Consider the following 17,613-nt stretch of genomic DNA (forward strand, 5'->3'; position numbering starts at 1 on the left):
GCAGCGCCTGCGGTTCAGGTGGTTCAGGTCAGCGGGAAAGGCCCGACACCGAAGAGAACTCGCCGGCCAGGCTGACCGCCGCCTCTTCACGCTCTTCCTCCGGCGAGACCGGTTTACGGCTGCGACCACCGAGCAGGCCGATCACCGCGACGATGCCGAACGCGGCGCCGCCCAGGACGAAGATCAGCACGTAGGCGCCCTCGGTGGGCAGGCCGGTGGTGTCGTCGAGCATCGCGGTGAGCAGGCTGACGGTGAGCGCACTGGCCACCGCGCTGCCGACCGAGCGCATGATCGAGTTCACGCTGTTGGCCACCCCGGTCTCGGCCGGCGGCACGGCCTGCACCAGCAGGGCCGGCAGGGTGGCGAAGCCGAAGGTGACGGCGACCTGGACGAGGATGCCGAACAGGATCATCTGCCAGGTCTGCTCGTGCCACAGCGCCATCCCGGCGAAGCCGACCAGGCCGAAGGTGGCGCCGATGGTCAGGGCCCGGTTGCCGCCCATCCGGTGCACCAGCCCGCCGATCAGCGGGGAGACCAGCACCCCGACCACACCGCCGGGCAGCAGGTACACGGCGCTGGCGGCCAGGACGTCGGCGCCGAAGCCGTAACCGGTGATCCGGTCCGGGGTCTGGACGAAGTCGGTGATGCCCAGGAACGAGGCGAACATGCCGAAGCCGATCAGCAGACCGGCCAGGTTGGCCCGCGCGACGCCGCCCTCGGCCAGCAGACGGGGCGAGGCGAGCGGCTGCTTCAGCCGGCCCTCGACCACGAGCCAGACGGCCAGGACCACGACCGAGGCGACGAACAGGCCGATGGTCAGCGGCGAACCCCAACCCCAGCTCCGGCCCTGCGAGATGGGCAGGAGCAGCAGCACCAGACCGGCGCCGAGGATGCCCGCACCGAGCCAGTCGACGCTGGTGGTGTGACCGTCGGGACGCCGGCGGGGCAGCGTGAACCAGGCGATCACCAGTGCGATCACGGTGATCGCGAGACCGAACCAGAACGGCCGGCGGTAGCTGGCCTCGCCCTGGGTGAGCAGCCCGGTGACCAGCAGGCCGACCACGCCGCCGACCCCGAGGGTGGCGCTGACCAGGGCCATCGACTGGGTCAGGCGCTGCGGCGGGACCTCCTGGCGCAGCACGCCCATCGAGAGCGGGAACAGGCCGTAGGAGGCGCCCTGCAGCACCCGCGCCAGGATCAGCAGGGGCAGCGAGCTGGTGAACAGAGCGAGCAGGATGCCCACCAGAACGGTGACCAGGATGCCGAGCATCACCGGACGACGGCCGTACACGTCGCCCATCCGCCCGAGCACGGGGGTGGCCACGGCGGCGGCCAGCAGGTTGGCGGTGAGCACCCAGCCGGCCGCGGTGAGGTCGGCGTCGAGCTGCTGGGCGATCCGGGACAGGACGGGGACGACCAGGGTCTGCAGCAGCGAGACGGTCATCACCGCCATGGCCAGACCGGCGATCAGCAGGCCCTGACGGGGGTGGGCTTCGGGGGTGGACGGTGGGGGGCTCGACGATTCGACCGCGGCCATGACGGTGTTACTCCGCATTCTCTTGCTGTGTTCTCGTTCAACCGGGCAACAGCGTCGGTGCCGCTCCCATGATGGGGGTTCGTTGCGAACGGCAACTAACTGGCGGTTGAGCGCTGGAAGGACGGCCGGGTATTCCCGGTCCGGCCCACCGAACGGGTGACGTGCTCGGTCGGGGGCCCGGATCGGCGGGGTTGCTGCGGATTTGGGTACCTGATCCGGGGCGGACGGGGCTGATCCCCGAGGCGCTGCCCGTCGAGTCGGCAACCTGTCGGTGCTACCCCCTAGAGTCTGCGGTGGCCGTTGAAGAGCACCCCCGGCAAGATCAGCAAGAGGTGGAAGATCTGTGACAGTCAGCGTCGAACAGCGCATCGCCGACGAGCTGCAGGTGCAGCCCTGGCAGGTGGTCGCCGCGGTGGGGCTGCTCGACGACGGCGCGACCGTGCCGTTCGTGGCCCGCTACCGTAAAGAGGTCACCGGTACCCTCGACGACGCGCAGCTGCGCACGCTGCAGGAGCGGCTGGGCTACCTGCGCGAGCTGGAGAAGCGGCGCGAGGCGATCCTGGAGTCGATCGCGAGTCAGGGCAAGCTGACGCCCGAGCTCGAGACGCAGGTGCGCGAGGCGGAGTCCAAGTCCCGCCTGGAAGACATCTACCTGCCCTACAAGCCCAAGCGCCGCACCAAGGCCCAGATCGCCCGCGAGGCCGGCCTGGAGCCACTCGCCACCGGGCTGCTGGCCGACTCCACGCAGGATCCGCGGGTGGTCGCCGAGCAGTACGTCGACGCCGAGAAGGGCGTGGCCGACGTGTCGGCCGCGCTCGAGGGGGCCCGCTCGATCCTGGTCGAGAAGTTCAGTGAGGACGCCGACCTGATCGGTGGCCTGCGCGAGCGGATGTGGAACCGGGGGCAGCTGGCCGCCACCGTGCGCGAGGGCAAGGAGGCCGCGGGCGCGAAGTACTCCGACTACTTCGCCCTCACCGAGCCGTTCACCAAGCTGCCCTCGCACCGGGTGCTGGCCATGTTCCGCGGTGAGAAGGAGGAGATCCTCGACCTCACCTTCGAGGCCGACGACGCCCCGCCGCCGGCCCCGGGCGAGCTGAGCGCCTCCGAGCAGACGATCGCGCACCGGTTCGAGGTCAGCAACCAGGGCCGCCCGGGCGACAAGTTCCTGATCGACGCGGTGCGCTGGGCCTGGCGCACCCGGATCTCGGTGAGCCTCGGCCTGGACGTGCGCGGTCAGCTGCGCGCGGCCGCCGAGGAGGAGGCGATCCGGGTGTTCGCCGCCAACCTGCGTGACCTGCTGCTGGCCGCCCCGGCCGGCAACCGCGCCACGATGGGCCTCGACCCGGGCATCCGTACCGGCGTCAAGGTGGCCGTGGTCGACGGCACCGGCAAGGTGGTGGCCACCAGCACGGTCTACCCGCACGAGCCGCGCCGCCAGTGGTCGGAGTCGCTCGACGTGCTGGAGAAGCTCTGCCGGGCGCACAACGTCGACCTGATCGCGATCGGCAACGGCACCGCCTCCCGGGAGACCGACAAGCTGGCCGGTGAGCTGATCGCCCGGGTGAAGGACCAGTCGCTCACCAAGGTCGTGGTCTCCGAGGCTGGCGCCTCGGTCTACTCGGCCTCCGCCTACGCCTCGGCCGAGCTGCCCGACCTCGACGTCAGCCTGCGCGGGGCGGTCTCGATCGCCCGCCGCCTGCAGGACCCGCTGGCCGAGCTGGTGAAGATCGACCCGAAGTCGATCGGGGTCGGCCAGTACCAGCACGACCTGCCCGAGTCCTCCCTGGCCCGCTCGCTCGACGGCGTGGTGGAGGACTGCGTGAACGCGGTCGGCGTCGACGTGAACACCGCCTCGGCCCCGCTGCTGCGCCAGGTCTCGGGCATCGGTGAGACGGTGGCCCGCAACATCGTGTCCTACCGCGACGAGAACGGTCCCTTCCGCAGCCGGGCCGCCCTGCGCAAGGTCCCGATGCTGGGCGCCAAGGCGTTCGAGCAGTCGGCCGGCTTCCTGCGCATCCAGGGCGGCGAGGACCCGCTCGACGCCTCGGGGGTGCACCCGGAGGCCTATCCGCTGGTGCGGCGCATCCTGACCAAGGCCGAGGTCGACCTGCCCGCGCTGATCGGCAACACGGCGCTGATCCGCAAGCTGCGGCCCGACGAGTTCGCCGACGAGACCTTCGGTCTGCCCACCGTGCAGGACATCCTGGCCGAGCTGGACAAGCCCGGCCGCGACCCGCGGCCGGCATTCAAGGCGGCGGTCTTCGCCGACGGCGTCAACACGGTGGCCGACCTGAAGCCGGCCATGGTGCTCGAGGGTGTGGTCACCAACGTGGCCGCGTTCGGTGCCTTCGTCGACATCGGCGTGCACCAGGACGGCCTGGTCCACGTCAGCGCCCTGTCGCACAAGTTCGTGAAGGATCCGCGCGAGGTGGTCAAGCCCGGCGACGTGGTCAAGGTGAAGGTCATGGAGGTGGACGTCGAGCGCAAGCGGATCTCGCTCACCCTCCGCCTGGACGACGAGGTCGGGGCGCCCAACGGTGGCCGGGGTGAACGCGGCTCCCGCGGCGGCGAGCGGGCCGGCGGTGACCGGGGTAGCCGTGGCGACCGCGGGCCCCGGCCGGGCGGCGGTCAGCGCGGCGGTGGCCAGGGTTCCGGTGGCCAGGGCCGTGGCGGCCAAGGCGGTCAAGGTGGCCAGAACCGCGGTAACCGAGGTGGTTCGGGTGGACGCGGTGGTGCCTCGGTGCCGGACACGGCGCTCGCCGATGCGCTCCGGCGGGCCGGCCTGCTGAACGAGTAAGGCCAGCTGAACGAGTAAGGCCAGCTGAACGAGTAAGGCCAGCTGAACGAGTCGCCTACTCCCTGAGCCCTTCGAACCCAGTGGCTCAGGGAGTAGGCAGCTCACGCAGCAGCAGCGCCCTGACCTGGTCGAGCAACTGCTCGGCGGTGAGCTCGAACGGCTCCAGGCTGCGCTCCGCCCGGGCCAGCACCACGGCCCCCTCGGTGGCGGCCAGCAGGAGCGTGGCGAAGCCGGGAGCCGTCTCCGCGGAAAGGCCGCCGCGTTCGAGTAGCTGGGCCAGCCGGGTGCGCCAGCCGCGGAACACCTCGGCCGCGTCGTCCAGCAGACGTTTGGAGTCGGCCGCGACGGTCACCGCGACCACTGCGCAACCGGTCGCGCAGTCCGAGCGGGACAGCAGCAGGCGCCAGGCGTGCAGGAAGCGCTCGGTGACCTGCAGGGCCGAGTCGCCGTCCCAGCGCTCCAGCCAGTCCCGGGTACGTTGCCCGGCCAGGCCGAGCGCCTCCGAGACCACCTGCTCCTTGCCGTCGGGGAACGAGTGGTACATCGAGCCCCGGGCGGCCCCCGAGGCGGCCAGGATCTCGTTCAGCGAAGTGGCCTGCAGACCGCGGCGGGCCAGCAGTCCGGCCGTTCCCTCCACGATCCTGACCCGGGTACTGGCCGGAGGCACCTGATCTGTCGCCGCCATCCCGTCATGGAAGCACAGCTGTCCGGGGTTGAAGCCGAAACGCGCCAAGGACCGGGGGTCAGCTCAGGCTCCGGGCCTGGGCGCGCACCGCCGTCCCGTTGGTCAGGGTGACCCGGAACTCTGCGAAGCCCCCCTCTACGAACAGCCTCGCCAGCCGGCCCGCCGCCTTGCCCACGGCTTCGAGGTCGGCCGTGCTGGTGCCGGGCAGGGAGGCCGCAGCCTGGGCGATGCGCTCGGCGTCGGCGGGCAGCGGCACCGTCCGGGTCTCGCCGAGCACCTGCCCCCAGCCGCCGCCCAGGCTGATCGTGAGGGCCGGGACCGGGCCGTCGCGGTGGGCCAGCATCGTCAGGGGCACGCCGGGCCGGGCCAGGGCCTCCACCAGAAATGCAGTGTCGCAACGGGTCACGACGTCGAGGTCGCTCGCTCCGGCGAGAAGTTCGGAGACCTTGAGGCTGACCTTGTCGCCGCTGCTCAGGCTGGGGGTGTCAGGTGAGGAACCGGCCCCCGGCACAGACAGTCGCAGTGTCACCGGAAACCCGATCTGAGCGGCCGCCAGCGCCACCGCGGTGGCCGCCGCCTCGTCCCCACGGTCCTTGTCGGGCAGCGGGACCACGGCATGACGCAGGACGTCGACACCGGCCTGGTCGAGTACGGCCTTCGCGGCGTGCTCGGCGAGAAGCCGGCTGGCCGGACGACGTCCGGGCTCCAGCGCCGCCACCGCGGCGATCTTGGCCAGGCGTTGCGGATCCGGCGCCGGTGAACGCAACTGGGCCATCGCGGCCAGGGCCGAGGACAGGCCGGACACCGCCCCCACCGGTTCCTGGCCGGGCATCCCGGCCACGACCAGCACGTCGACGTCCTCCCGGGCGCCGCCGAGCCGGGCGCCCTCCCGGGTGGCCAGCCACTCGGCCGAGTCCTCGGGGTGCAGGCCGGGCGGTTCGTCCTGCACATAGAGGACGGCGCCCACTCCCGGATCGGCGGCGACGGTCGCGGTGATCTCGGTGAGGGTCGAGGAATCGGCCCACAGATGGGTGGTGTGGTTGAGCGGGTTGGTCGCGACGGCGGAGCGGGGGAGCCGCGCGGTCAGGTTCCTGCGCGTGGTCTCGCTCAGCTCGGCGAGTTCGACGCCGGCGTCCCCGGCCAGGTCCTCGGCGAGCGCGGCGTCTCCGGCCGAAGAGGTGACCACGGCGATGCCCTTGCTGGTGCGCCGCACCCGGGCCAGGGCCCGCGTCGTCTCCAGAAGCTGGTGCACCTCCCGGCAGGGCACCGCCCCGGCCTCGGTGAGAAGCGCGTCCAGCACCTGGTCGGGCGCCCGTCGGCGACCGGTGCGCAGTACCGCCAGCCGTACGTCGGCCCGAGCGCAGTCGGCCAGCGCCGTCGCCAGCCGAGCGCCGTCGGGGATCTGCTCGAGGTAGAGCGCTACCGCCCGAACCCCTTCTGTCGCAGCGAGAATGCTCAGGGCGGCCGGTGTGTCGACGACTGCCGCGTTGCCGAGCGAGACCACGGTGTGCAGGCCCTGAGCCTGCCGATGAGCCAGCGCCAGCAGGCCCGCGCCCCCGCTCTCGGTGACCAGGGCGATGCCGTCGTCCAGTCGGTCGGAGTTCTGGGCGGGCAGCATGACCGGCTCGCCCCACAGCGGGGCCCGGCTGCGGGCGCTGACCAGACCACTGGTGTTGGGCCCGAGCACCGGCAGCCCGAAACGCCTGGCCGCCGCCACCAGTCGCTGCTCGGCCCCCAGATCACCGCTCTCACGGAAGCCCCCGGCGAACACCACCGCCCCACCGCAGCCCAGCCGCCCGGCCTCGGCGAGGTAGTCCGGCACGGTCGCCGCAGTGGTGGCCACGACCACCGCGTCGGCTGTCTCGCCGAGCACCTCCAGTGCCCCGGCCAGATCAGGACGGCACGGCACTCCCAGGATCTCGCCGCGGCGCGGATGAACTCCCACCAGTCCGCCCGCGAACCCCGCCCGCTGCAGGTTGAGCAGGGTCTGGGCGGCGTAGGAACCGGGCCGGTCGGTGGCTCCCACCACGACGATCGAGCGCGGTGCGATCAGGCGACGCAAGGCTGGATTGGTTGCCGGGGTGGCTGCAGGGTCGGCAGTGACAGCTGTGTCTGGTGCGCTGCCGACCCCGTCCGTGGCTACCACGCAGGCAAGTATTGGCCGTTCCGGGCCTTCGAGGGGGCGCTTTCCGCGTCTTTATCCGCGATCGACTGCGAGCGCGGGCACCTCGTGAGTCGACTCCTGTCGCCGAACGGTCAGTTCGGCCGCGATGGCGAGCAGGGCCAGGGCGATCACCACCACCCCGAACACCATCGTGGTGGGCTTCAGGCCGAACTGCGGCACGGCCAGCCCGGCGATCACGGCAGCCCCACCGAAAGCGCCGTAGCTGGGCACGAACACGGCGGACAGGAGCTCGGCCCGTTCCTGCGGCCGGGCCAGCTGGGCCACCGAGCCGAGGGCGCCCACGAAACCGGCCCCGAAGCCGTAGCCGGTGATCACCAGACCGGTGAAGAACAGGGGCAGCGAGGTCACGGTGACCGCGAGCAGCACCGTCGTCATGCCGGCCACCAGCACGACCGAGGACGACAGCATGGTGGCCCGGGCCGGCCGGGCTCGGGCGAGGAAGGCGGCCAGCGATCCCGAGCCGGCCATCGCCGTGACCACGATCCCGCCGATCACGTGGTTGTCCACCCCGAAGACCCCGACGGCGAGAGAACCGCCGAGCGAGAGCACCAGTCCGCCGATCGACCAGGTCGCGATCAGCACCGGCAGGGCGTTGCGGAAGGCCCGGCGGGCGGCCGGCGGGACCGAGGCAGTGGGACGCAGGCTGGCCAGGGCGCCCGGACGACGCTCGGACGGGGCCGGGAGCACCACGGCGCAGGCGGCCAGCAGCACGATGAGCAGGATCGTGAGCACGTCGAAGACCAGCGTGCGGGGCATCGGGGCGAACTGCACCAGCAGGCCGGACAGCAGGGCCCCGGAGGCCAGGCCGAAGGTGGGGGAGGCGACGTTGAGCCCGGCCGCCAGTGACGGACGCTCGGGCGGGGCCAGGTCGGAGATCGCGGCGCTGAGCGCGCCCAGGCCCACCCCCGTGGCCAGGCCCTGCAGCCCGCGCCCGACGATCAGGTCGGCCACGTCGTCGGCCACCAGGAAGACGGCCAGCGAAGCGATCTCCAGGGCGATCGCCGCGACGATGACCGGCCGGCGGCCGACGAAGTCGGACAGACCGCCGACCACGAGCAGGGTGAGCAGCAGCACCGCCGCGTAGACCGCGAACACCACGGTGAGCATGAGCGCCCCGAAGTCCCATTCCTGCTGGTAGACGACGTACAGCGGGGAAGGGGCGCTGGCTGCGGCGAGGAACACCACCGCGGTCACGGCGACGAGCCAGAACCCGGCTGCCCGGCGGGACTGCGTGATCATCGGACTCCACCTGACGGTTCGAAGACAATGGAACCGTTGCAGGGTAGGCCCATCGTTCGGCAATTGTCGAACGATGGGTCGATCCGGACTACGCTGACGTCATGACCACGTTCGAGCACCCCGATGTCGCGGACCTGAACCTGCCCGCGGTGCTCTTCGCCCTGAGTGACCCGGTGCGCCTGGAGATCGTGGGCCAGCTCGCCCGGTGGGAGACGGGGGAGCCGCCACTGGTGTGTGCCTCGGTGGGCCCGGAGATGCCGAAGTCGACCCGCTCGCACCATCTGAAAGTGCTGCGCGAGGCGGGGGTCACGTATTCGGTGCAGGCCGGCCGCGAACGCCAGCTCTCGCTCCGGCGCGCCGACCTGGACCAGCGCTGGCCCGGCCTGCTGAACGCAGTTCTGGCGGGCTGAGAACGGGCGCGCTACTTGCGCCCGGCTTTTTCTTTGACCGGTTTCTCGCTGACCACCGCAGCGGAGCCACCCCCACGCCGCGTCGGCTCCGCCGCCGCGACGAGGCGCTTGCCCGGCAGGAACTGGATACCCGTGGCCGCGCCGATCTCCGCCGTCTCTTTCAGCGAGTGCCCCAGCCCGGTCAGCGCCGGGCCCAGCTCCCCACCCGTGATACCGGGCTCGGCGTCGCTCGTGGCCCCGTTCCGCGAGGACAGACGCGGCGCGGCGATGGCGTCGACCAGGGAGAGCTTGCGGTCGAGCGTGCCGGTGGCCACCTGGAGCACCGTGGTGATGATCGTGGCGCCGCCGGGGGAGCCGAGGGCCAGGTAGGGCTTGCCGCCCTTGGTGATGATGGTCGGGGCCATCGACGAGCGCGGTCGCTTGCCCGGGCCCGGCAGGTTGGGGTCGGGCACCCCGGCGGTGAGCGGGGCGAAGTTGAAGTCGGTGAGCTCGTTGTTGAGCAGGAAGCCGTAGCCGGGCACGGTGATGCCCGAGCCGCCGGTCTGCTCGATGGTCAGCGTGTAGGCCGCGACGTTGCCCCACTTGTCGGCCACCGTGAGATGGGTGGTGCCGTGGTCGTCGCGGGGCGCCTCCTGCTTCACGAACGGCAGCTCGCAGTCGCCGTAGCGGCCGTCGGGCCGGCCGAACGGGACCGGGCGGGTGGCGGCCTTCTGCTCGTCGAACAGCTGGCAGGCGCGCTCGTCGGCGAAGCCCTGGGAGAGCAGCTGCTGCGTGGGCGTGCCGCCGAAGTCACCGACCCAGCGGTTGCGGTCGGCGAAGGCGGTGGCCGAGGCCTCGGCCAGGCGGTGCAGGTACTGCACGTCGGACTGCTTGCTCAGCGGCTTGCCCGGGTAGGCCTCGAGCAGGTTCAGCGCCTCGCCGACCGCGATCCCGCCGGACGAGGGGGTGGGCATGCCGTAGACCGAGAGGTTCTTGTACTTGCCGACGGTGGGCCGGCGGGTGAGCGCTTGGTAGGCCTTCAGGTCGTTGGCGGTGATCTGCCCGGCGAGGACCTGCGAGCCGTCGGTGGTCTGCGGCGCCCGCGCCGTCTGCACCACGGCCTTGCCGAGTTCGCCCTGGTAGAGCGCCTTGACCCCCTGGCTGCGGAGGACGCCGTAGGCCTTGGCCAGGTCGGGGTTGCGGAAGGTGTCGCCGATCTCGGGCGCCTTGCCGCCGGGCAGGAACAACGCGGCGGTGGCGGGGAACTTGGCGAAGCGCTGGGCGTTGGTGGCGGTCTGGGAGTGGAACGTCTCGTCGACCACGAAGCCCTGCTCGGCCAGCTTCTGGGCGGGGGCGAGCAGTTCGTTCAGGCTGCGGCTGCCGAGCTTGCCGGCGGCCTTGTGCCACAGCGCGGGAGTGCCCGGGACGCCGACCGACAGGCCCGAGCTGACCACCGTGGCGAAGTCGAGCGGGGTGCCGTCTTCTTTCTGGAAGACCGTGGGGCTGAAGCTCTTCGGCGCCGTCTCGCGCCCGTCGATGGTGGTGACCTTCTTGGACTTGGCGCTGTAGTAGACCAGGAACCCGCCACCGCCGATGCCGGCCGAGTAGGGCTCGGTGACGCCCAGCGCCGCCGCCGTGGCGATCGCCGCGTCGGCCGCGTTACCGCCCTTGCGCAGCACCTCGAGCCCGACCTTGGTGGCATACGGATCGACCGAGGAGACGGCGCCGCCGTAGCCGATCGCCTCCGCCTGCTTCTCCGGCGGGGTCGGATCCTGCGCTGTGGCCGGCACGGTGGCGCCGGCGATCGTGCTCTCCGGCGCAGTGAGACCGGTGACCGTGCCCAGGGCCGGGGCCGCGGTGGGCCCACTGGTGGGCTCAACCGGGCTCGCCGCAGAAGCTGCAGAGGCCGAGGTGGCCAGCGGGGCGCAGACCGCGAGCGCTCCGAGCACGGCCAGGCCACGGGTGCGACCGCGACGTGCACTCGGCCGGGCGGCTTCGGGCAAGGACGGTCGGGACCGGCGTGGCATCGGCTCTCCCTGGCTCGGGGCTCCGGCGGAGCACGGATTCAGGCATGTTATCCGGATTCGGCGCCGGGCCGGAGAGGGCTGTGGACAACTTTTCCGTAGGGGTTCGGAACCCGGCTCGAGACCCGACTCGAGACTCGACGGACGGTCGCGATCACCGCTGAGGCGACCGCAACCGTCCTCAATTCGATCTTCAGACCGGCACGGCCTCGTTCAGTTCCTCGGCGTCCGGCACCCGCTGCCGGGCGATCAGTGCCATCCCGATGTTCACGGCGGCCAGCACTGCGGCGATCAGCAGGCCGCGGTGGAAGGCGTCGACCAGGGCCTCCTGCGGGCTGGCCCCCTCCGTCAGACGGCTCTCGGCCAGCGACGTCGACAGCGTGTTCACCACCGCCAGACCGAGCACACCGCCGACCTGGTAGCCCGCCGACACCAGTCCGGAGGCGGTTCCGGCATCGGCGTGCGAGACCTCCGAGACCGCCGAGATCTGGCCCGGCACACCGACCCACATGATGCCGAAGCCGAAGAGCAGGAACCCGGGCAGCAGTTCGACCACGTACGAGCCGGAAGCGCCTGCGCCGGTGAGCAGCAGCAGACCGCCCACGCTCATCGCCGCACCCGCCAGGTGCACCGGGCGGGTACCGATCCGGGTGACCACGCTGGAGGCCGACATCGCCCCGACGATCGCGGCCAGGCCCATCGGCAGGAACTGCATGCCGGTCTGGATCGCCGACTCGCCCCGCACCTGCTGCAGGAAGATCGCGGCCAGGAAGAACATCGAGGTGAAAGCCGCGCCGTTGAGCCCGAGGGCGACGGTGGACGCGCTCAGCGAGCGGGAGCGGAACATCCGCAGCGGCACCAGCGGGTCGGCCGAACGCGACTCGGCGAAGACGAAACCGGCCAGCAGCACCACCGCGGCGGCCAGGGAACCCATCACCTCGACGTCGGACCAGCCCAGCGTCTCGGCCCGGATCACCCCGTAGATCAGGGCGAGCACGCCAGTGGTGGCCAGGATCGCCCCGAGAGCGTCGAAAGTGCGCGCAGTTCCGGTGCTCTCGGCCTTGCTCTCCCGCACGATGAACGGCGTCAGGGCCACCACCAGCACGGTGATCGGAACATTCACGAAGAACACCCAGCGCCAGCTCGCGCCGTCCACCAGGAAGCCACCGGCGACCACGCCGAGCGTGCCGCCCAGTCCGGCCAGACCACCCCAGATGCCCAGGGCGATGTTGCGGTCGCGGCCCGGGGCGAAGGTCACGGTCAGAATGGAAAGCGCTGCGGGAGAGAGCATTGCGCCGCCCAGACCCTGCACGGCGCGGAAGGCGATCAGCATGCCCTGCGAGTCGGCCAGGCCACCGGCCAGCGAGGCCACGCCGAACAGGGCCAGACCGGCCATGAACAGCCGCCGCCGGCCGATCAGGTCGGCGGCCCGCCCGCCGAGCAGCAGGAATCCGCCGAACGCGAGCACGTAGGCACTGACCACCCACTGCAGGTTGTCCACGGAGAAGCCGAGATCGGCCTGCAGGTCGGGCAGGGCGACGTTCACGATCGTGACGTCGAGAACCACCATGAACTGGGCCAGGGCCAGCACGGTGAGGGTCGACCAGGGACTACGCCTCATGGCGTCGCTACCTCTCGAAGAAGGACTGTACGGCGTACATGTACGACATACATGTACCGCGTACAGGAGGCGTCTCGCAAGCCCCGGCCCGTACTCGTCCTGTACTCGCCCTGTACGAGGTACAGTCGAGAACGTGGCTGGTAAGCGGAGTGCGGCGTCCAAGGAACGGCTGAGCCGGGAGGCGATCGTGACCTCGGCGCTGGCCCTGGCCGACCGCGAGGGGCTGGACGCGGTCACGATCCGTCGCCTGGCCACCGACCACGGCGTCACCCCGATGGCCCTCTACTGGCACTTCAAGGACAAGGACGTGCTGCTCGACGGGGTGATCGAGCAGGTGCTCGAGGAGGTCGTGCTGCCCTCGTACCCGGCCGGCGACACGCCCGCGTGGGACGTGCGGCTGCACGACTGCTTCGCCGCGATCCTCGAGGCCCTCAGCCGGCACCCCGAGGTCGCCGACCTGGTGCACAAGCGGTTCCTGGGCTCCTCGGCCGGGCTGAACATCGGCGAGTTCGCCTTCTCGGCCCTGCGCGACGGCGGTTTCAGCCGCACCGAGATGGCCACGATCGGGGTGCAGGCGCTGCACAACCTGGTCGTCCTGGTCACGATGGAACCGGGGGAGCGGGCGCTGCGCGACAGCGAGGAGGAGATCGCCCTGCGCACCCGGCAGAAGAAGGCGGTGCTGCAGACGCTGGCCCCGGAGCGCTACCCGAACATCATCATCTGTGCCGAGGACCTGGTGGACAGGCCGGTCGACGAGGCCGGCTACCGCGACCTGGGCCTGGACATCCTGATCGAGGGCATCCGGGCCCGGGCCGCGAAACTGGCCCGCCCGTAGGCAGAAACGCTCAGGCCAGGACGTCCGGCAGGGGCTCGTGGTGCACCACCGTGAGCCCGGTGACGGCACGGGTCAGCACCACGTACAACCGGCGCAGACCGGTGCGCTCGTCCGGTTCCTCGGCGGCGATCCGGGTGGGTTCGAGCACGACCACCCAGTCGTACTCCAGACCCTTGGCCGTGGTGGCGGGCACGACGCTGACCCGGATGCTCAGTGGATCAGCGTTCTCGTCGGCCGGAGCGTCGAGCTCGCTGCCGTGCGGGCCGAGCACCGAGTGCTCGATCCCGGCCTCGCGCAGCTCCTCGGCCGCGGTCGGCACCAGCGAGTCGGGCACGATCAACCCGATCGAGCCGAGCTCGTCCAGGCAGCGGCGCACGGCGGTGAGCACGTCGGGCCACCGCTGCGCGGCCGACTCGCTGGTCACGATCTGCAGGCTGCCGGGCGAATCACGAACGGACGTCGGTGCGTTCAGTCCCGGGGCGATGCTGGGCAGCAGTCTGGCCGCGTACCGGATCACCGCGTCGGGCACGCGGAATCCGCGGTCGAGCTCGTCGATCACGGCGCCGCTCTGCCCCAGGTGCTCCAGCGTCACCTCCCACGAGGGGGTGGCCCAGGGCGTGGTGCCCTGCGCGATGTCGCCGAGCACCGTCATCGAACCGGTGGAGCAGCGCCGCCCGACGGCCCGCAGCTGCATCGGCGAAAGGTCCTGCGCCTCGTCCAGCACCACGTGCCCCATACTGGCCGAGCGGCGGGTGAGGTCGGTCAGCTCGTCCAGCAGTACCGCGTCGGCCGAGCTCCACTTCGCCGAACCGGCCGTGCGGGAGGGCTTCTCCCACAGCAGCAGCTTCTGCTCCTCGGCGGTGAGAATGCCCTCGGCGTGCCGGGCCAGCACCTCAGGATCCGAGAACAACGAGTGCAGAAGCTTCTTCGGATCCACAGTGGGCCACACCGAGTCGGCGTACTTCTTCACCTCGCGGCTGCGCGCCACCGAATCCTGCACCCGGTCGTCCGGGGAGTCGCCGGCCTCTTCCATCAGGACCAGCACGGCGTGTGCAATACGCTGCGGCAGCATGTCCTTGGCGGCCGAGTAGCGCACGCCGCGGTTCTGCAACTCCTCGACGATCTCGGCCAGCTGATACGCCGGCACCCGCCAGCGGTGCGCCCCGCGGGGAAGGATCATCGACTCAGTGGGCCGGACCACTCCGGACCAGACCGCCCGCCGCAGCACCTCGGCCATCCGGGCATCGCCCTTCAGCCCGGCGACCTGAGGGGTGTCGGAACCCTTGACGGTGAGCAGGGTCTCGGCCCCGCCCGGTGAGGTGACCACGAGCTGCTCGACCGTCGCGTGCCGAACCTGTGCCTCTCCCAGGCTGGGCAGCACCGCGTTCACGTGCTCCAGGAACGACTCGTTGGGCCCCACCACCAGCACGCCGGAACGGGCCAGGCGCTCGCGGAACGCGTACAGCAGCCAGGCCGCGCGGTGCAGGCCCACGGCGGTCTTACCGGTGCCCGGCGCTCCTTGGATACAGACCGACGTGTCCAGGTCGGCCCGGACGATGACGTCCTGCTCGGGCTGGATGGTGGCGACGATGTCGCGCATCGGCCCGGCGCGCGGTCGTTCGATCTCGTGGGCCAGGATCTGGCTCTTTGTCTCGGACTGGTCGCTGAGCTGTTCGCTGAGCTGCTCGTCCTCGTAGGCGGTGATCGAACCGTGCTCGATGCCGAACCGGCGGCGCCGGAGCACGCCCATCCGGTCGTTGCGACTGGCCTGGTAGAAGGCGGTGGCCACGCTAGCCCGCCAGTCGATCACCACCGGGTCGCCGTTCGGGTCCGCCACGTGCCGGCGGCCGATGTACCAGCGGTTGCCGTCGTCGTGGTCGGTCCGGCCGAAGAACAGGGTGGTGCCCGGATCGTCGATCAGGGCCTGTGCCCGGTGGTAGAGAGCTGCGCTCAGGTACTCCGCGGAGACCGCGTTACCGCCCTGCACATCGAGCGAAAGCACCTGCTGCCGCATGGTTTCGAGGTCGGCGCGGGCCCGGGCGAGATACTCCTGCTCCGAGCCGAGGACGTCATCAATCGCAGCAGACACAAGGGGCTACGTTACTCTTCGGGCCCGGAACCGTCGAACGAATTAACGCCGCGCCGCGTTCTTGGTGCGTTTCGTGGCCACCGCCGAGGCCGGGTCGTCAGGCCAGGGGTGCTTCGGGTAGCGCCCCCGCATCTCGGCCCTTACCCCCGGATAGGCGTTCTGCCAGAACGACTCCAGATCGGACGTAACGGCCAGGGGCCGCCCGGCGGGCGAGAGCAGATGAAGGACGATCGGCACGCGTCCGCCGGCAATGCGCGGCACTGCGGGCCAACCGAAAACCTCTTGGAGCTTCACAGCAAGGACGGGGTCGGATGGGTCGCTCACGTCGGTGGAGTAGGTGAGGGTCACGGTCGAACCACTAGGGACGTCGATCCGCTCCGGCGCGAGTTCGTCCAGTTGGGTGATGGCTCGGTGATCGAGAAGGAGGCGCAGCGCCTGCACCAGGTCGATGCGCTGGAGGTCGGCACGGTTGCGGGCAGTGGTCAGCCATTCCTCGGCGCGGGCCAGCAGAGCTGCGTCCGAGACGTCCGGCCACGAGCCCGACGCTGCGAAGGCGCGGTGCAGCAGGGCCAGCCGAGCCCGTAGCTTCTGGGCGGCCGGCGTCCACCGCAGCAGACCCAGCCCCTCCTTCCGTAGGCCCTCCTGCAGAGCTGCGTGCACCAGGTGCGGCGCCGGATTCTTGAGCGGCCGCTCGGCCAGCACGATCGCCCCCAGCAGATCGCGCTGCCGGGCCACCACGTCTCCCTTCAGCCAGACCACCTCGTCCTGGGTGCGCAGGAGCTCTTCGCCCACTTCCATGGCCGTGCTCTCGTCGATCGCCGCAGCCATCCGGATGCGCGCCGACTGTGCCCCGGCCTGCCGCTGAGCCACCGCGACCGCGAGCCATCCGATGCCGGTCAGCCCCGAGCCGGGGGAGAGCTCGGCCCCGGTACCTCCAGACATGAGATAGCCGCCGGTGCGGCGCAACCGGGCGATACGTTCGGGAAAAGCCAGACCAATGACGATGCCCGCGGCCAGATCGTCGGACACGCGGGCCGTCGATCCCGACGACTGCTCGACCGGAATCGCAGCCTGCAAACGCCGTACCTCGTCCCGCCAACGTCCGGACGCCCCGTCCCCACTCCGCAGGCGGCGCAGTGCGGCCGCCAGATCGTCCGTACCCCCGCCCAGCGAATCGTCGGCGAGCAACGCCACGATCTCCGCCGTCCGTCGGGGCCCGACCAACTCCGCTCCGTCGAGCAGTGCCCTGGCCAACCTAGGGTGCACCCCCGCTGACGTGAGCCGAGCGCCTCGGCGCGTCACTCGTCCATTTGTATCGATCGCTCCCAACGCCCGCAGCGTCTGCTGAGCGACGGTCAGCGCAGAGGCCGGGGGCTGCGACGGCAGCGGCAGCCCGGCCGGATCAGGTGTACCCCAGACCGCCAGCGACAGGGCGAAACCAGTGAGGTCGGCAATGGCCACCTCGGGCTCCGGGTGGGCCGCCAGACGCTCATGATCGGCGGCCGACCAGCAACGGTAGACGCGCCCGGGAGCCTCCCGCCCGGCCCGCCCGGCCCTCTGGTGAGCCGACGAACGAGACACCCGCACCGTGGCCAGTCCACTCAGCCCACGCGCCAGGTCGGTACGGGGTACGCGGGCCAGACCGGCATCCACCACGATCCGCACGCCCGGCACGGTCAGGCTGCTCTCGGCCACGGACGTGGCCAGCACCACCCGCCGCGCAGCCCCGACCGCGCCCGGCCTCAGCACGGCATCCTGATCGCGGGCGCTGAGCCGTCCGTGCAGCCGTTGCACCTGAACGCCACTCAGCCGCCGGGCCACTCCCTCGATCTCACCCGCCCCCGGCAGGAAGACCAGCACGTCCCCCTGGGCCTCGCCCAGCGCCCGCCGCACCACCGAGGCCACGTGGTCGAGCAGGCGGGGGTCGACCCGAAGGCCGTGTGGCGGGTCGACGGGGCCGGTGGGGGGACACCAGACGGGTTCAACGGGATACAGCGGAGCGTCGGCGCCAATCACCGGTGCCGATGCGGCGGGGCTAGTGGAGCCGAGCAGGTCACCGGCGTCGAGCAGGTCACCTGAGTCGAGCAAGCCGCCGGAGCTGAGCAAGTCTTCGGAGCCTGTGGAGCCTGTGGAGCCTGTGGAGCCTGTGGAGCTGCCGGAGCTGCCGGAGCTGCCGGAGCTGCCGGAGCTGCCGGAGCTGCCGGAGCTGCCG

11 protein-coding genes are annotated in these 17,613 nt (G+C 71.3%); 3 read left to right on the forward strand and 8 right to left on the reverse strand.

Annotated elements, in window-relative coordinates:
- Nucleotides 1-28 precede the first annotated feature (28 nt).
- Complete coding sequence (locus LWF15_RS34990; protein ID WP_269811361.1) at nt 29-1,906, reverse strand: MFS transporter; 1,878 nt, start codon at nt 1,904-1,906, stop codon at nt 29-31.
- Between LWF15_RS34990 and LWF15_RS34995 the strand changes: the two genes are divergently transcribed.
- A complete protein-coding gene (locus LWF15_RS34995) occupies nt 1,881-4,334 on the forward strand; it encodes a Tex family protein (protein ID WP_332879962.1) in 2,454 nt (817 codons plus the stop codon). The genes LWF15_RS34990 and LWF15_RS34995 overlap by 26 nt on opposite strands.
- 85 nt (nt 4,335-4,419) lie before the next feature.
- Here the strand turns inward: LWF15_RS34995 and LWF15_RS35000 are convergent, their stop codons facing one another.
- From LWF15_RS35000 to LWF15_RS35010, 3 genes are all read right to left on the reverse strand, one after another.
- Nucleotides 4,420-5,019 carry a TetR/AcrR family transcriptional regulator gene (locus LWF15_RS35000; protein ID WP_232815304.1) on the reverse strand — a complete coding sequence of 200 codons (600 nt, stop codon included), beginning with the start codon at nt 5,017-5,019 and terminating at the stop codon, nt 4,420-4,422.
- Between the two features lie 58 nt (nt 5,020-5,077).
- Complete coding sequence (locus LWF15_RS35005) at nt 5,078-7,081, reverse strand: CoA-binding protein (RefSeq protein WP_232815305.1); 2,004 nt, start codon at nt 7,079-7,081, stop codon at nt 5,078-5,080.
- 135 nt (nt 7,082-7,216) lie between these two features.
- Nucleotides 7,217-8,443: an MFS transporter gene (locus tag LWF15_RS35010; RefSeq protein WP_232815306.1), complete on the reverse strand. Its 1,227-nt coding sequence runs from the start codon at nt 8,441-8,443 to the stop codon at nt 7,217-7,219.
- Nucleotides 8,444-8,544: 101 nt separating this feature from the next.
- Here LWF15_RS35010 and LWF15_RS35015 point away from each other — a divergent pair, with 101 nt between their 5' ends.
- Complete coding sequence (locus LWF15_RS35015; RefSeq protein ID WP_232815307.1) at nt 8,545-8,853, forward strand: ArsR/SmtB family transcription factor; 309 nt, start codon at nt 8,545-8,547, stop codon at nt 8,851-8,853.
- A gap of 11 nt (nt 8,854-8,864) precedes the next feature.
- Here LWF15_RS35015 and ggt read toward each other — a convergent pair whose 3' ends face one another.
- Together ggt and LWF15_RS35025 are read right to left on the reverse strand one after the other, a co-directional pair.
- Nucleotides 8,865-10,859: a gamma-glutamyltransferase gene (gene ggt, locus LWF15_RS35020; protein ID WP_232815308.1), complete on the reverse strand. Its 1,995-nt coding sequence runs from the start codon at nt 10,857-10,859 to the stop codon at nt 8,865-8,867.
- A gap of 190 nt (nt 10,860-11,049) precedes the next feature.
- Nucleotides 11,050-12,477, reverse strand: coding sequence for an MFS transporter (locus LWF15_RS35025; protein ID WP_232815309.1), 1,428 nt, complete (start codon nt 12,475-12,477; stop codon nt 11,050-11,052).
- Nucleotides 12,478-12,610: 133 nt separating this feature from the next.
- Here LWF15_RS35025 and LWF15_RS35030 point away from each other — a divergent pair, with 133 nt between their 5' ends.
- A complete protein-coding gene (locus LWF15_RS35030) occupies nt 12,611-13,312 on the forward strand; it encodes a TetR/AcrR family transcriptional regulator (RefSeq protein ID WP_232815310.1) in 702 nt (233 codons plus the stop codon).
- 10 nt (nt 13,313-13,322) lie between these two features.
- On the opposite strand, the gene LWF15_RS35035 is transcribed toward LWF15_RS35030, so the two are convergent.
- Nucleotides 13,323-15,401 (reverse strand): HelD family protein, encoded by a 2,079-nt coding sequence (locus tag LWF15_RS35035; protein ID WP_232815311.1) that lies wholly within the window; start codon nt 15,399-15,401, stop codon nt 13,323-13,325.
- A 42-nt stretch (nt 15,402-15,443) separates the two neighbouring features.
- On the reverse strand, nt 15,444-17,489 hold the full coding sequence (gene hrpB, locus LWF15_RS35040) for an ATP-dependent helicase HrpB (RefSeq protein ID WP_232815312.1): 2,046 nt from the start codon (nt 17,487-17,489) through the stop codon (nt 15,444-15,446).
- Between the last annotated feature and the right edge of the window lie 124 nt (nt 17,490-17,613).

The sequence above is a fragment of the Kineosporia rhizophila genome (assembly GCF_021277265.1).
Lineage (GTDB): Bacteria > Actinomycetota > Actinomycetes > Actinomycetales > Kineosporiaceae > Kineosporia > Kineosporia rhizophila.

What these genes read in the sequence shown, in the direction of transcription:
- LWF15_RS34990 (WP_269811361.1), bottom strand. Translation starts at nt 1,906, where the DNA reads ATGCGCTGTTCGACGCTGACTGTCACAGATCTTCCACCTCTTGCTGAT.
- LWF15_RS35000 (WP_232815304.1), bottom strand. Translation starts at nt 5,019, where the DNA reads ATGGCGGCGACAGATCAGGTGCCTCCGGCCAGTACCCGGGTCAGGATC.
- LWF15_RS35010 (WP_232815306.1), bottom strand. Translation starts at nt 8,443, where the DNA reads ATGATCACGCAGTCCCGCCGGGCAGCCGGGTTCTGGCTCGTCGCCGTG.
- LWF15_RS35015 (WP_232815307.1), top strand. Translation starts at nt 8,545, where the DNA reads ATGACCACGTTCGAGCACCCCGATGTCGCGGACCTGAACCTGCCCGCG.
- ggt (WP_232815308.1), bottom strand. Translation starts at nt 10,859, where the DNA reads ATGCCACGCCGGTCCCGACCGTCCTTGCCCGAAGCCGCCCGGCCGAGT.
- LWF15_RS35025 (WP_232815309.1), bottom strand. Translation starts at nt 12,477, where the DNA reads ATGAGGCGTAGTCCCTGGTCGACCCTCACCGTGCTGGCCCTGGCCCAG.